Annotated in this window: 15 protein-coding genes; 5 read left to right on the plus strand and 10 right to left on the minus strand. The window is 67.3% G+C overall.

Going from position 1 to position 13,357, the window contains the following annotated elements:
- Positions 1 to 32: 32 nt before the first annotated feature.
- Positions 33 to 935: an acyltransferase gene (locus tag CTP10_RS06930; protein WP_116320938.1), complete on the minus strand. Its 903-nt coding sequence runs from the start codon at positions 933 to 935 to the stop codon at positions 33 to 35.
- Between the two features lie 405 nt (positions 936 to 1,340).
- On the opposite strand from CTP10_RS06930, the gene CTP10_RS06935 reads away from it, so the two are divergent.
- Positions 1,341 to 1,724 carry a hypothetical protein gene (locus tag CTP10_RS06935; RefSeq protein WP_116320937.1) on the plus strand — a complete coding sequence of 128 codons (384 nt, stop codon included), beginning with the start codon at positions 1,341 to 1,343 and terminating at the stop codon, positions 1,722 to 1,724.
- Positions 1,725 to 1,786: 62 nt separating this feature from the next.
- On the opposite strand, the gene CTP10_RS06940 is transcribed toward CTP10_RS06935, so the two are convergent.
- From CTP10_RS06940 to phnG, 7 genes are read right to left on the minus strand one after another with little or no spacing between them, the layout of a single operon-like run.
- Positions 1,787 to 2,995 (minus strand): alpha-D-ribose 1-methylphosphonate 5-triphosphate diphosphatase, encoded by a 1,209-nt coding sequence (locus CTP10_RS06940; RefSeq protein ID WP_116320936.1) that lies wholly within the window; start codon positions 2,993 to 2,995, stop codon positions 1,787 to 1,789.
- Positions 2,996 to 3,018: 23 nt separating this feature from the next.
- The gene (gene phnL, locus CTP10_RS06945) at positions 3,019 to 3,750 is read right to left on the minus strand and encodes a phosphonate C-P lyase system protein PhnL (RefSeq protein WP_116320935.1); all 732 of its coding nucleotides are present in this window, start codon (positions 3,748 to 3,750) and stop codon (positions 3,019 to 3,021) included.
- Positions 3,751 to 3,754: 4 nt separating this feature from the next.
- Positions 3,755 to 4,531, minus strand: coding sequence for a phosphonate C-P lyase system protein PhnK (gene phnK, locus CTP10_RS06950; RefSeq protein WP_116320934.1), 777 nt, complete (start codon positions 4,529 to 4,531; stop codon positions 3,755 to 3,757).
- Positions 4,528 to 5,430, minus strand: coding sequence for an alpha-D-ribose 1-methylphosphonate 5-phosphate C-P-lyase PhnJ (locus CTP10_RS06955; RefSeq protein ID WP_116320933.1), 903 nt, complete (start codon positions 5,428 to 5,430; stop codon positions 4,528 to 4,530). The genes phnK and CTP10_RS06955 overlap by 4 nt, the downstream gene beginning before the upstream one ends.
- The gene (locus CTP10_RS06960) at positions 5,427 to 6,575 is read right to left on the minus strand and encodes a carbon-phosphorus lyase complex subunit PhnI (RefSeq protein ID WP_116320932.1); all 1,149 of its coding nucleotides are present in this window, start codon (positions 6,573 to 6,575) and stop codon (positions 5,427 to 5,429) included. The genes CTP10_RS06955 and CTP10_RS06960 overlap by 4 nt, the downstream gene beginning before the upstream one ends.
- Position 6,576: 1 nt before the next feature.
- Positions 6,577 to 7,203 carry a phosphonate C-P lyase system protein PhnH gene (gene phnH / locus CTP10_RS06965; protein WP_116320931.1) on the minus strand — a complete coding sequence of 209 codons (627 nt, stop codon included), beginning with the start codon at positions 7,201 to 7,203 and terminating at the stop codon, positions 6,577 to 6,579.
- A 1-nt stretch (position 7,204) separates the two neighbouring features.
- Positions 7,205 to 7,705: a phosphonate C-P lyase system protein PhnG gene (gene phnG / locus CTP10_RS06970; protein WP_116320930.1), complete on the minus strand. Its 501-nt coding sequence runs from the start codon at positions 7,703 to 7,705 to the stop codon at positions 7,205 to 7,207.
- Positions 7,706 to 7,878: 173 nt separating this feature from the next.
- On the opposite strand from phnG, the gene phnF reads away from it, so the two are divergent.
- From phnF to phnN, 4 genes are all read left to right on the plus strand, one after another.
- Positions 7,879 to 8,613: a phosphonate metabolism transcriptional regulator PhnF gene (gene phnF / locus CTP10_RS06975; protein WP_116320929.1), complete on the plus strand. Its 735-nt coding sequence runs from the start codon at positions 7,879 to 7,881 to the stop codon at positions 8,611 to 8,613.
- A gap of 80 nt (positions 8,614 to 8,693) precedes the next feature.
- A complete protein-coding gene (locus CTP10_RS06980) occupies positions 8,694 to 9,896 on the plus strand; it encodes an alpha-D-ribose 1-methylphosphonate 5-triphosphate diphosphatase (RefSeq protein ID WP_116321066.1) in 1,203 nt (400 codons plus the stop codon).
- A complete protein-coding gene (locus CTP10_RS06985) occupies positions 9,893 to 10,615 on the plus strand; it encodes a DUF1045 domain-containing protein (RefSeq protein WP_116320928.1) in 723 nt (240 codons plus the stop codon). The genes CTP10_RS06980 and CTP10_RS06985 overlap by 4 nt, the downstream gene beginning before the upstream one ends.
- Positions 10,612 to 11,187: a phosphonate metabolism protein/1,5-bisphosphokinase (PRPP-forming) PhnN gene (gene phnN, locus CTP10_RS06990; RefSeq protein WP_116320927.1), complete on the plus strand. Its 576-nt coding sequence runs from the start codon at positions 10,612 to 10,614 to the stop codon at positions 11,185 to 11,187. The genes CTP10_RS06985 and phnN overlap by 4 nt, the downstream gene beginning before the upstream one ends.
- Before the next feature lie 793 nt (positions 11,188 to 11,980).
- Here the strand turns inward: phnN and CTP10_RS06995 are convergent.
- Positions 11,981 to 12,466, minus strand: coding sequence for a GNAT family N-acetyltransferase (locus CTP10_RS06995; RefSeq protein ID WP_317921457.1), 486 nt, complete (start codon positions 12,464 to 12,466; stop codon positions 11,981 to 11,983).
- Positions 12,467 to 12,470: 4 nt separating this feature from the next.
- Positions 12,471 to 13,283: a phosphonate ABC transporter, permease protein PhnE gene (gene phnE, locus CTP10_RS07000; RefSeq protein WP_116323296.1), complete on the minus strand. Its 813-nt coding sequence runs from the start codon at positions 13,281 to 13,283 to the stop codon at positions 12,471 to 12,473.
- Positions 13,284 to 13,357: the final 74 nt, after the last annotated feature.

Genomic DNA, 13,357 nt, shown 5'->3' on the forward strand with positions numbered 1-13,357 from the left:
GGGAAGGCGTTTGCCGGGCAATGCGCGCGCGGTCAGCCAGCGCGCCCGGTCGTCAAGTCCTCGATCTCGTCGTCCTTGTCCTGCCACTGCTGTGCCAGCCAGTGATGGAACTCGGTGCGGAACGCCTTGTTGGTGGCGTAGTCGGCCTCGCAGAACGAAGGCGGCACCGGCAACTGGTGCATGCGCACCACCACCATGCCGGCGCGGCCGCAAGCCAGGTCCCAGAAGCTCGGCACGCCGTCGGGATAGGCGATGGTCACGTCGATCATCGAGCGGAAGCGCGTTCCCATTGCATTCAGCGCCACCGCCAGCCCGCCTGCCTTGGGCTTCAGCAGGTGGCGGTATGGCGAGGCCTGCGCCGCACGCTTGGCCTCGGTAAAGCGCGTGCCTTCGGCAAATACCATCACACTGGTCGGCACCAGCGAAAATTTCTCGCACGCGCGCCGCGCCGTTTCCTGGTCCTGGCGCCGCAGCGCAGGGTTGCGGCGCAGTTCCGCCTTGCCATGCCGTTTCATGAACGGGAAGTCCAGCGCCCACCAGGCCAGCCCGATCACCGGCACGTAGATCAACTGCTGCTTCAGGAAAAACTTCAGCAACGGGATGCGCCGGTTCAGCGCGCGCTGCAGCACAAAGATATCGGCCCACGACTGGTGGTTGCAGTTGACCAGGTACCAGTCCGCATAGCGCAGCCCGGTATTGCCCTGGATATCCCACGGCGCCTGCTGGATGCGCGCGAACCAGCCGGACGTACAGGAAATCCACGCCGTGGCAATCCCGTTCAGCATGGGATCGATGCGCCGGCGGACCGCGGCGAACGGCAGCGCCAGCTTCAGCAGCGCCAGCGGGAACAACAGCGCGCACCAGAACAGGGTGCTGGCAACCAGCACGATCCAGCTGACGATGCCGGTGATCCACCCAAAGCGGCCGCGCGGCAAGGGCAGGGTGCGATGAGACCCGGAGGATGCGCTGGATTGACCAGCATCGGCGGCACGGGGCGTGCCGGATGGCGAGGTAGGAAAAGTCATGGATGCCAGTTTGCTAGCTCTCGGCGGATAAAGGCTTGAGCAGAGTCAAGGCGGGCAGTACGAATCTGGAGCCGCAGGACACAGTTGTGACGCCAGTGTGACGTCAGTGCCTAGTGTACGACAGGATGCGCGCCGGAAATGGCGCCGGGGGCACCTGCAATGCTGGGGCAGCCCGTCTGGACGGCGCGCTGCGGAGGAAGTCCCGGATCAACGCGGCGTGGAAGGACTATGCTTTGAGAACGGGCATGCCGGACGCAATGCGGGCTACGCTGGCATCACGGCCCCAGCCACGCACAACCGTATGGCGGTGACGACATGAAGCGTGTTCACGCCCTGATCGCGGCCAGCGCAATGCTGGCTGCCTGCGTTTCGACGGGCGTCGACGTCCGGCAGGAGCATCTGGAAAACTTCATGCTCGGCTTCTCCACGCTTGACGACGTGACCGGGCAACTCGGCAAGCCGACCTCGGAGACGACGCTGAGCAACGGGTCGATCATCCTGGTCTATTCCTTCGCGGCCTCCCGGCCGCATCCAGAGAGCTTCATCCCCTTCATCGGCCCGCTGTTCGCCGGCGGCTCCATCCGCTCGTCGATGGTGCTGTTCGAGTTCGACGAAAACGGTGTGCTCAGGAGCCAGCGCAGGAGCATGTCGACCAGTGCGTCGGGGCTGAGCGTATTGCCGGCGGATGCTTTGCCGTAGCGATGTCCTCGCGGACACCGCCTTGGGTCGCTTCCGGTCGCTTCCTGTCGCTCCAGGCCGCTTCAGGCTGCTTCGGGCACGGATTCCGGCCGGGTTGCCGCGCCGGCCTCGGCCCGGCCCGTGGGATACCCTGCCGCAAACACCATCCGCCCCGCCGACCACGTATGGGTGACCAGCGGCTGGCCGGCCACGCTGGCCACGGCAATCACGTCGGCGCGCAGTCCCGGCGCCAGGCGCCCGCGGTCGCGCAGCAGGCAGGCTTCCGCCGGGTTTGCCGTCACCAGCGCCAGCGCTTCGTTCAGTGGCAGTTCAGCCTGCCGTGCCGCGGCATAGGCGGCGGCGATCAGCGTAGAGGGCTGGTAGTCCGAGCACAGGATGGTGCCGACGCCGGCGTGGATGGCGTCGATCGCCCGCATCGAGCCGCTCTGGCTCTTGCCGCGCAGTACGTTGGGTGCGCCCAGGATGGTCGGCAGCGCTTGCGCGCAGGCGGCTTGCGCAGTCTCCAGGTTGATCGGGAACTCGCTCATGCGCACGCCCAGCGCCTGCATGGCTGCGATGCGCTGGGGCGAATCGTCGTCATGGCTGGCCGTGGGGATGCCGAGACGGTGCGCCTGTGCCACCAGCCGGTTGACGCGCTCGTGCGCGCCGTCCAGTGCGGCAGCTTTCTTGTCGGCGGCATCGGCGGCTTCCTCGCGGGTCATGCCGTGGTTGCCCATCATGTAGGCAAGGTAGGCGTCCAGCGTCTTGAACTGGCCCTGGCCCGGCGAATGGTCCATCACCGACAGCAGGTCGACCACGCCCTCGGCCATCAGCATTTCCAGCACCGGCACGGCGCCGGCGTCGGTCACTTCATAGCGGCAGTGGATGCGGTTATCGACCAGGCTGTGGCGGCGGAACGCGGCTAGGGTACGCACCAGCGTGGCGGCGGTGTCGACGTTGCGCACGCCGAAGTGGTTGCCGGCAAAGGACAGCGCATGGTACGGCGTGGTGATGCCGGCGGCGGCGTTGCGGCGGTCGACCTGGGCCACGGCGAAGTCCAGCGGAAACAGCACGTTGGCGCGCGGCTCGACCTCTTTCTCGATGGCATCGCAATGCACGTCGACCAGCCCCGGCATCAGGGTGTGGCCGCGCAGGTCGATCACCTCGGCGTGCGCGGGCGCGGCGGCAGGCTCGATGGCGGCGATATGGCCGTCATCGATCAGCAGCGCGCTGTCGTGCAGCACGCGGTCGGGCAATACCACGGTGGCGTGCGTGAGGTAGGTTGCAGGCATGTCCGGCTCCGTTGTTCTGACAGTTACTGGCCGGCGAGGGCAGTGGCAGGCTGCAGCGGCAGCAGGCGCGTGGCCACGGCGTCGCGTACCGCCTCGTCGTGGAAGATGCCGATCAGCGCGCGGCCTTCGGCCAGCGCCTCGCGGATCAGTTCGACCACGACCGCGCGGTTGTCGGCATCGAGCGAGGCGGTGGGCTCGTCGAGCAGCAGGATGGGGTGCCCGCCGATCAGGCCGCGTGCAATGTTGACGCGCTGCTGCTCGCCGCCGGAGAACGTGGCCGGCGGCAGTTCCCACAGCCGGCGCGGCAGATTCAGGCGTCCCAGCAGCACCTCGGCGCGGGCGCGGGCTTCTTCATGGCTGGTGCCGCGCTGTTGCAGCGGATCGGCCACCACGTCCAGCGCCGACACGCGCGGGATGGCGCGCAGGAACTGGCTGACATAGCCGATAACATCGCGGCGCAGCTTCAGTACGCGCTGTTCGGGGGCGTTGTTAAGCTCGACCCACGGCTCGCCGTCGGCGCTGGTGTCGCGCAGGCGGATGCTGCCTTCGGTCGCCAGGTAGTTGCCGTACAGGCAGCGCAGCAGCGTGCTCTTGCCCGTGCCGGACGGACCCGACAGTACCAGGCATTCGCCGCGCGCGGCGTCGAAGTCGATCGCGCTCAGCACCGGCAGGCGGATGCCCCCCTGGTTGTGCAGCGTAAACATCTTGCCGAGGCCGCGGACCTCGACCAGTTTCTGTGCATTGTCTGCTTGCATGTCGTCAGCCTTGCAGGATGGAGGAGACCAGCAACTGCGTGTACGGGTGCTGCGGGTCGTCGAGGATCTGGTCGGTCAGGCCTTGCTCGACCACGCGGCCGCCCTGCATCACCAGCGTGCGGTGCGCGAGCAGGCGCGCCACGGCGAGGTCGTGCGTGACCAGCACCGCGGCCAGGCCCAGGTCGGACACCAGCCGGCGCAACAGGTCGAGCAGGCGCGCCTGCACCGAGACATCGAGCGAGGCAGTAGGCTCGTCCATGAACACCAGCCGAGGATGCGTGACCAGGTTGCGCGCGATCTGCAGGCGCTGCTGCATGCCGCCCGAGAACGTGCCGGGCACGTCGTCCAGGCGCGCGAGGTCGATCTCCATTTTCTCGAGCCAGCTTCCGGCGACTTCGCGCAGGTTGCCGTAGTGTCGCTCGCCCACGGCCATCAGCCGCTCGGCGATATTGGCGCCCGCGCTGACCTGCATGCGCAGGCCGTCGCGGGCATGCTGGCGCACGAAGCCCCAGTCAGTGCGGGCCAGCAGCCGCATGCGCGCGCTCGACAGCGTGGCGAGGTCGGCCAGGCCGGACTCGCGCATGTCGTAGCTGACGCTGCCGCGCTGCGGTGGCGCCTGCATCGACAGGGCCTGCAGCAGCGTGCTCTTGCCAGAGCCGGATTCGCCGACCACGCACAGCACCTCGCCGGGATAGAGGTCGAAGCTGACGTCATGGCAGCCATGCAGGCCGTCCCAGGTGCGCGTCAGGTCGCGCACCGACAGCAGCGGGGTCGCGCTCATCGTGCACCTCCTGCGGCGGCCTTGAGGGCTTGCTCGGCCTGGCGGTCCGCGCAGTACTCGGTGTCCGAGCACACGAACATGCGCGTGCCGGCATCGTCGGTGATGATCTCGTCCAGGTAGCTGTCGGTGGCGCCGCACTGGGCGCAGCAACTGGTCCACTTCTCGACCGTGAACGGGTGGTCGGCGAAGTCCAGGCTCTTTACCGAGGTGTAAGGCGGCACGGCATAGACGCGCTTCTCGCGCCCGGCGCCGAACAGCATCAGCGCAGGGCTGCGGTCGAGCTTGGGGTTGTCGAACTTGGGAATCGGCGACGGCCGCATCATGTAGCGCTGGTTGACGATCACGGGATAGTCGTAAGTGGTGGCGATATGCCCGTGATGGGCGACGTCTTCATAGAGCTTGACGTGCATCGCGCCGTACTCCGACAGCGCGTGCATGGTGCGGGTCTCGGTCTCGCTCGGCTCCAGCCAGCGCAGCGGCTCGGGGATCGGCACCTGGAACACCATGGTCTGGCCCGCGCGCAACGGCGTTTCCGGAATGCGGTGGCGGGTCTGGATGATGGTGGCCTCGGCGGTGCGCTCGGTGGTCTGCACGCCGGTCACGCGGCCGAAGAAGCGGCGGATATTGATGGCGTTGGTGGTGTCGTCGGAACCCTGGTCGATCACCTTGAGCATGTCAGGCTTGCCGATAATGGCCGCGGTGACCTGGATGCCGCCGGTGCCCCAGCCATAGGGCAGCGGCATTTCGCGGCTGCCGAACGGGACCTGGTAGCCGGGAATCGCCACGGCCTTGAGCAGCGCGCGGCGCAGCATGCGCTTGGTCGATTCGTCGAGGTACCCGAAGTTGTAGTGTTCGTCGCGGGCGATGCCCGTGGTGGCGGATGCGTTCGCGGTGGTCATGCCAGCGACTCCTCTTGCGGCTGGGGCCGGGGTTGCGATTCAGGTTGCGACCCCGCCGGCGCTGCGGTTGTGATCGTGCCTGCCTGCTCGCCGCGCAGGCGGCGCAGCAGTTCCAGGTTGGCCTGGAAGTCCACGTAGTGCGGCAGCTTCAGGTGTTGCACGAAGCCGGAGGCCTCGACGTTGTCGCTGTGGTACAGCATGAATTCGATATCGTTGGCCGGGGCGTCGGCGGCTTCGCCCAGTTCGGCGGCGCGCATGGCGCGATCGGTCAGCGCCATCGACATGGCCTTGCGCTCGTTGTAGCCGAACACCAGGCCGTAGCCACGCGTGAAGCGCGGCGCTTCGTCGGCGTTGCCGGCGAACTGGCTGACCATCTGGCATTCGGTCAGTTCGATCTCGCCGATCGTCACCGCGAAGCCGAGCTCTTCGACAAACAGTTCGACCTCGGCGGTGCCATAGCGGATTTCCGCCGCGAACGGGTGCGAGTTGCCATAGCCGCGCTGCGTGGAATAGCCCATCGACAGCAGGAAGCCTTCATCGGCGCGCGCCAGGTTCTGCAGGCGCGCGGCGCGGCTGGCGGGGAAGGTCAGCGGTTCGCGCGTCAGGTCGGGCGGGGCGGGGTCGCCCACGGGGATCTCGTCGGCTTCGACCAGTTGTTCCGCTTCCAGCAAGCCGGTCACGCGCGGCATGCTGGCGGGCAGCGGCTCGGCCGATGGCGGCAGCGGCGCGGGCTCGCGGCCGGCTTCGAGTGAAAAGTCCAGCAGGCGCTGCGTGTAGTCATAGGTCGGCCCGAGTACCTGGCCGCCGGGCACGTCCTTGAAGGTCGACGAAATCCGGCGCTGCAGGCGCATCGCGCCGGTATCGACAGGCACCGTATAGCCAAAGCGCGCCAGCGTGGTCCGATACGCGCGCAACAGGAACACCGCCTCGATCTGGTCGCCGGCGGCCTGCTTCAGCGCCAGCGCGGCCAGGTGCGGGTCGTACAGCGAGCCCTCGGCCATCACGCGCGACACGGCCAGCGGCATCTGCTCGCGGATCTGCGCCAGCGTCAGCTCCGGCAGCGCCGTGTCGCCGCGGCGGTAGGCGTCGAGCATCTGGTAGGAATTCAGGATGGCGCGTTCGCCACCTTTGACGGCTACATACATGTCAGGCCTCCATCTGCGTGGTGCGCGTCAGCGCGCAGAACCGGTCGCCGCTGGCGAGCAACAGGTCGACGCCCAGCGGAAAGCCGGCGTTGTTGGCGCGCCAGGCGCCGCGGAAGTCCGCCGGCAGGCCGGCCACGCGCAGCGTTTGCGTGTGCTCGATGCCGGGGCCGCACAGCGTGAAGGTGTCGCCGTCGTCCAGCGAAGCGACTTCCACCAACAGCGTGGCCGAGCGGTCCGGGAAAGCGGACTCGCCCTGCGCGCACTCTGCCAGCGCCGGCATGGCGTGGCCGGCGGGCACGCACACGAAGGTGGCGGCGCGGAGGTCGTCGGTCAGCGGACAACCGCAATGGAAGCGCAGGAACGCGCGCGCCGCGGCGGGCACGCCCGCGGGCAACCACACCGGGGTATCGGGATCGGCCAGCGTCAGCAGCAGCGCGGCCAGCGCCGGCGACAGGCCGTCGGGCAGGCCGCTGGTCACCGGCAGGGACTGGATTTGTCCGGGATGGGCGAAGGCATGCAGCGTGGCGCGGAATACCTGCTGTGCATCGTCGACCGGGTTGTCAAAGCCAGGCACCAGCGAGGTGGCGGCGGACAGCACCGGCGTTGCGGAGGATTGGGCGGATGTCATGTCAGTCCTCTCCCCGGACCATGGTGAAGAACTCCACGCGCGTCTGCGCGGCGACGGCGGCCTGCTGCGCCGTGCGCGCGGCATGGGCGTCGGCCAGCGGCGCCAGCACGGCGTCGTGCACGCGCCGGTGCCACGCCGGGCGCTGCAGCAGCGCATCCAGCACCGCGGCATGCTGCGCGTGCTGTGTGCTGCGGCCTTGTACATAGGCAACACCCACGGTGCCGCCGGCATCGCCGTCTTCCAGCACGACCGCGCAGCGCGTGACCGTGATCTCGCCGAGGTTGAACTGCGCGCCGGTGCCGCCGGCACGCGCCCGCACCATCGCCATGCCGGACTCCGGCTTGCGCAGCAGGCGCCACGCGGGCAGGGCCGCTGACTGGCCCAGTCGCGCGTAGGCCGCATCGAGCGCCTCGGTTGGCGCCATCGCCAGGATTCGCAGCCAGGCAGCGCGGGCCGCGTTCGCATCGGTCGTTGCCGGACCGGCGTTTTCGCTTTGCATCATCACCCCTATACGTCTATACGTTTAGATGTCACAACGTGAACACGCCGCTACTAGACCACAGGCAGATGAACGTTTCGTGACGGTGTGCGGCACTAGTCGGGCAACACGCCATGCCGGCATAACTCGGGCACAATCGCATGGCACCAATGAACGCTTGATGACAAGAGGGCAGGATGTCTGATCGGGAAGTAGAACGGGGTTCCGGCGTGGCAGTCTGGCGCCAGATCGGCGAGGCGCTGGCGGACGACATCCGCAACAAGCTGTACCAGCCCGGTGAGCAACTGCCGCCGGAGCCGGAGCTGGCGACACGCTTCGCCGTGAACCGGCACACCATCCGGCGCGCCATGGGCGAGCTGGAACTGAGCGGGCTGGTGCGCATCGAGCAGGGGCGCGGCACTTTCGTGCAGGAGCATGCGATCGACTACGCGATCGGGCGGCGCACGCGCTTTTCGCGGAACCTGGCCGCGCAGGGGATGCGCGGGCATACCGAGATCATCGGCTGCCAGGAACTGCGCGCACCGGAGATCGCACGCCACCTGGGGCTGGCGCGCACGGCGCCGGTCTTGCACGTGCAGATGCGCGGGCAGGCCGAGGCCCGCACCATCGACGTTGCCGAGCACTATTTCGATCCGAAGCGCTTCCCGGGCCTCGACGAGGTGCTGCGCGCGCAGCAATCGGTGTCGCGCGCGCTCGCGCACTTCGGCATCGCGGACTACACGCGCAAGTGGTCGCGCATTACCGCCGCCATGCCCAGCGCTCCGGTGGCACGGCTGCTGAACCAGCCCAAGACTCGCCCGGTGCTGCAGGTGGAGGCGCTCAACGTCGATATCGACGGCGCGCCGGTGCAGTACAGCGTGACACGCTTCGCCGGCGACTGGGTCCAGCTGACGGTTTCCGACAGCGACTGAGGCTGGACTGAGGCCGCACGGACGCTGCGCGCATTGGTCTAGACATCTGTCTGTCATCTGCCGGCGCTAACGTGCTGACCATGCATACGATCATTCCTACCCAAGCGCCGCAACTGAGCGGCATCACGGGGCGCCGCGTGCTTGGCGCAGCGGGCCTGGGCCCGGCCACGCTCGGCTGGCACGACGGCATCGTTGCCCCGCATCCGCCCGCATCCGGCCTGTGGCTTGACGCAGGCGACCTGCTGGTGCTGCCCGGCATCGTCGATATCCACGGCGACGCGTTCGAGCGCGCGGTGATGCCGCGCCCGGGCGTCAGCTTCCCGTACGCGGGTGCGCTGCTCGACGTGGACCGCCAGTTGCTGGCCAACGGGATTACCACCGAGTTCCATGGCGTGACCCTGTCATGGGAAGGCGGGTTGCGCGGCGAAGCGTATGCGCTGCGCATGTTCGAAGCGCTCGCACAGGCAGCTCCCGTGCTTGGCGCCGGGCACAAGGTACACCTGCGCTTCGAGGCATTCCACCTCGCCGGCGTCGAAACCGCGCTGGCCTGGATCGCCGAAGGCCGTGTCGGGCTGCTCGCCATCAACGACCACCTGCCGATGATGGCGCGCCGCATGGCGGACGAAGGCAAGTTGCGGCAATACGCCGAACGCGCCGAGTGTGACGTCGAGACCTTCCGCCGGCGGCTGCGCGCAGCCAGCGCCAATGCGCAGGAAGTGCCGGAGGCGATGGCTCGCCTTATCGCCGCGGCGCGCGCGGCCGGGCTGCCGGTCGCGTCGCATGACGACCCGGACGTGGCCACGCGCCAGCACTATCACCGCCGTGGCTGCCGCATTGCCGAGTTTCCGCTGACCATCGACGCTGCCACGCTGGCGCGCCAGCTCGGCGACGACATCGTGTTTGGCGCGCCCAACGTGGTGCGCGGCACCAGCCACACCGGCGCGCCCAACGCGACCGAGATGGTGGCCGCCGGCCTGTGCACGGTGCTTGCCTCCGACTACTACTACCCGGCGCCGCTGCAAGCCGCGCTGCGCCTGGCGCAACTGGGCATGCTCGACCTGCAGGGTGCGTGGCAACTGGTGTCGCGCAATCCCGCGCGCGCCGCCGGACTGCGCGATCGTGGCATGCTGGCCGCGGGCCTGCGGGCCGATGCGATCCTGGTCGATGACCGCCAGCCGGGCGCGCCGCGCGTCTGCGCCACTATCGTCAATGGCGAGCTGAAGCATGCGGCGGCGATGCCACTGCTGGTCGATCTTGCCGACGCCGGTACACTGGCGGCATGACCATGCATGCACACCGTTACGCGATATACCTGGCGCCGGCTGAGCCGTTTCGTACCTTCGGCAACCAGTGGCTTGGCCGCGATGCCGATACGGGCGCGGCTCCGCTGGTGCCTGCCGCATTCACTGCGCCGCCTCCGGAGTGGGTGCGGGCGCCGGCCCACTACGGCCTCCATGCCACGCTGAAGCCACCATTCCGGCTTGCCGACGGCATCGACGCCACGCAGCTCGACGCCGCAGCCCGCGCTTTCGCGCGCGGCCGCGAAGCGTTCGACGCGCCGTTGGCGCTGCACTCGCTGCGTGGCTTTGTCGCATGGTGCCTGGCCGAAGCTTCCTCGCCGATGCAGGCGCTGGCCGATGACAGTGTGCTGGCATTCGAGCGCTTCCGGGCGCCGCCCGGCGCGGCGGAACTGGCACGGCGCAAGCCGGAACAGCTGAACGAGGCGCAACGCCGGATGCTCGATGCGTGGGGCTATCCGTACGTGTTCGAGACCTTTGTCTTTCATATCACGCTGACCGGCATGCTTGATGCCGCCAGCGAGGCCGCTGCACTGGCACGCCTGTCCGCTGTGGTGGGCAAGCTGCCGGAAGTGCCGCTGCATGTCGACGGCATCAGCGTGTTCGTGCAGCCGCAGGCTGGCGATGACTTTATCGTCGGGCGCCACTATGGCTTCGATGGCAGCATCAACGATGGCGCCGGTGCGGCGTACCTGGACGCATGAGTACGCGAATCAAAACTGACGGCAGTGGCCTGTTTTACGTGATGGGGCCGTCCGGCAGCGGCAAGGATTCGCTGCTGCGCGCGTTGCGCGAGCGGTTGGGGCCTGATGATCGCGTCGTGGTGGCGCATCGCTATATCACGCGGGAGGCAGATGCCAACGAAGCGTCGGTGGCACTTAGTCCTGATGAGTTTCAGCGCCGGCGGGCGCTTGGGTGCCTGGCGCTGAACTGGCACAGCCATGGGTTGCATTACGGGATTGGGGTCGAGATCGAGCAGTGGCTGGCTGCGGGACTGACGGTGATCGTCAACGGCTCGCGGGAGTATCTGCCGCAGGCGGTGGCGCGCTATCCCAAACTTTGCGCTATCCATGTGCGGGTCAAGCCGGAGGTGCTGGCTGCGCGCCTGCGTCAGCGCGGGCGTGAGTCAGAGGAGGCCATCGCACGGCGGCTTGTGCGGGCCGGGCAGGCGTTTGATGTTCCTGATGGATGTTTGTTGGTAGAGATTGATAACAGTGGGGCGTTGCGGGCGTCGGCGGATGATTTGGCGCGGGTGGTGGGGGTGGGAGGGGATTAGCTCGGTCCTGCCACTGTGGCTCAAGGTTGTGACATGCTGTCGGGCTTTGAAGCGCCGGGGTCGCTGCTGGTGACATGCTGTCGGCCTTTGAAGCGCCGTGATCGCTGCTGGTGACATGCTGTCGGCCTTTGAACCGCCTGGTTCCGCCCTGCTGGGCGGGTCACTTTTTGGCCGAGCGCCAAAAAGTAACCAAAAAGCGCGTCGCCTGAGCGGCTGGCTATCAATTTGGCGGCGTGGGTGGTTCGGGCGGTGGTGATTTCCGTTTAGCTTGGGTGCCCGTTCGAACCTGCTAACGCTATGTGAGTTAGGGATCGTGCCTGCGTTAACCGGCTCTTGAACAATCCCCATGCCGGGCGTAGGCCGCCTGCTGCATGCGATATTGGTGGGACGCCTTCGGCTGCGCTACGCGCGGGCCCTAACGTGGCAGAGCGGCCGATCTCTCTCTGGTCATTGCCGTCGCCGCCTAGCGAGCGAAGCGATGCGTTCGTGCCAGGGCACCTCATCCGCGAGACTGAGCCGCGCGCAGCGCAGCCGTAGGCGATGATGCGATACCGCAGGCAGCAGGCGGCCTACACCCGTCCTGGGGATTGTTCAAAAGTGGGTATTCGCCAGGCACCGACATTCACTCACCTGGCGTAGCAGGCTGGCACCGCGACCGCCCAGGAGGGCGGAACCGGGCGGTTCAAAGGCCGACAGCATGTCACCAGCAGCGATAACGGCGCTTCAAAACCCCCAGCAGCGACCCCGGCGCTTCAAAACCCGACAGCATGTCACCAACATCCACAGCCGCGCCTCAAAGCCCAACACTAAAACTAACGCCATGCTCAATAAACCCAAGCCCCCGATAAAACCGATGCGCCTGTAACCGCCGCGCATTGGACGAAAGCGCCAGCTTCCCAGCCCCAGCCTCACGCGCCAGCCGCATAGCCTGCTGCATCATCGCCTTGCCAACTCCCATGCCACGCGCGTGCGGCGCGACCACCACGGCCTCGACAATCGCCTCTGGCCGCCCGTCATGAACGATCACAGGAAACACCAGCAAACAAAACGTGCCAAGTGGAATCTCGTCAGCATCCACCATCATGTAGCAGCGATAGTCCGGATAGCGCCGCATGGTCGCATAGCGCTCACGCATCGTCGCCAGAGACAACGGCGGCTCGCCATCCATTGAGGCAAGCAGTGCGGAAAGGTGCCGCAACTCCGCATCGGACCCCCGCACCTCGCGCAAGGCAAGGGCAGGAGCAGCGGAACAGTCCTCGGAGCGGGAACGCATCAGCATAGGATTACACCAGCACCTTGCGGATCTGCGCAGAAATAATATCGATGGCCGACACAAACAGGATGATGATGATCATCACCGCGCAGGTCTGCCCATACTGGAAGCTGCGGATGATTTCCCAAAGCACGGTGCCGATGCCGCCGGCGCCGACAATGCCCACCACCGAAGCCGACCGTACATTCGACTCGAAGCGATACAGCGCAAACGACAGCCACAGCGGCAACACCTGCGGAATCACACCGTAGACGATCTCTTCGATCGGACCGGCGCCGGTGGCGCGCACGCCTTCGACCGGCCGCGGGTCGATCGCCTCGACCGCTTCGGCAAAGAGCTTGGCCAGCACGCCCGTGGTGTGGATCCAGATCGCCAGCACACCAGCGAACGGCCCCAGGCCGACGGCGACGATAAACAGCATCGCGAACACCATCTCGTTGATGGCGCGGCAAGCGTCCATGATGCGGCGCGCCGGCTGGTAGACCCACACCGGCACAATATTGGCCGAGCACAGCAGGCCCAGCGGCACCGCCAGCGCGACCGCCATGGCCGTGCCCCACAAGGCGATCTGGACAGTAACCAGCATCTCGTCCAGGTAGTGGCGCCAGTCGCGGAAGTCGGGCGGGAAGAAATCGGCGGCGAATTTCGCCATGTTGTCGGAATCGCGCAGCAGGTCCATCGGGCGCATGTCGGCGCCTTGCCAGGACAGCGCAAGCAAGGCCAGCACGACCGCCCAGGTCAGCATCATGGCAAGGGACGTGCGCGGCGGCCGGACAGGATTTTGACGCGAGGGGGGCAGGCCGGGCGTGGCGGTGGCGGTCATGGGCAATCCGGTTTGAAGCATGTGAGGAAGTAGCGGCCTTGGGTCGGCAACAAGCCGGCCCAAGGCAAAACAGC

Source organism: Cupriavidus sp. P-10, from assembly GCF_003402535.2.
In the GTDB taxonomy this organism is placed as follows: Bacteria; Pseudomonadota; Gammaproteobacteria; order Burkholderiales; family Burkholderiaceae; genus Cupriavidus.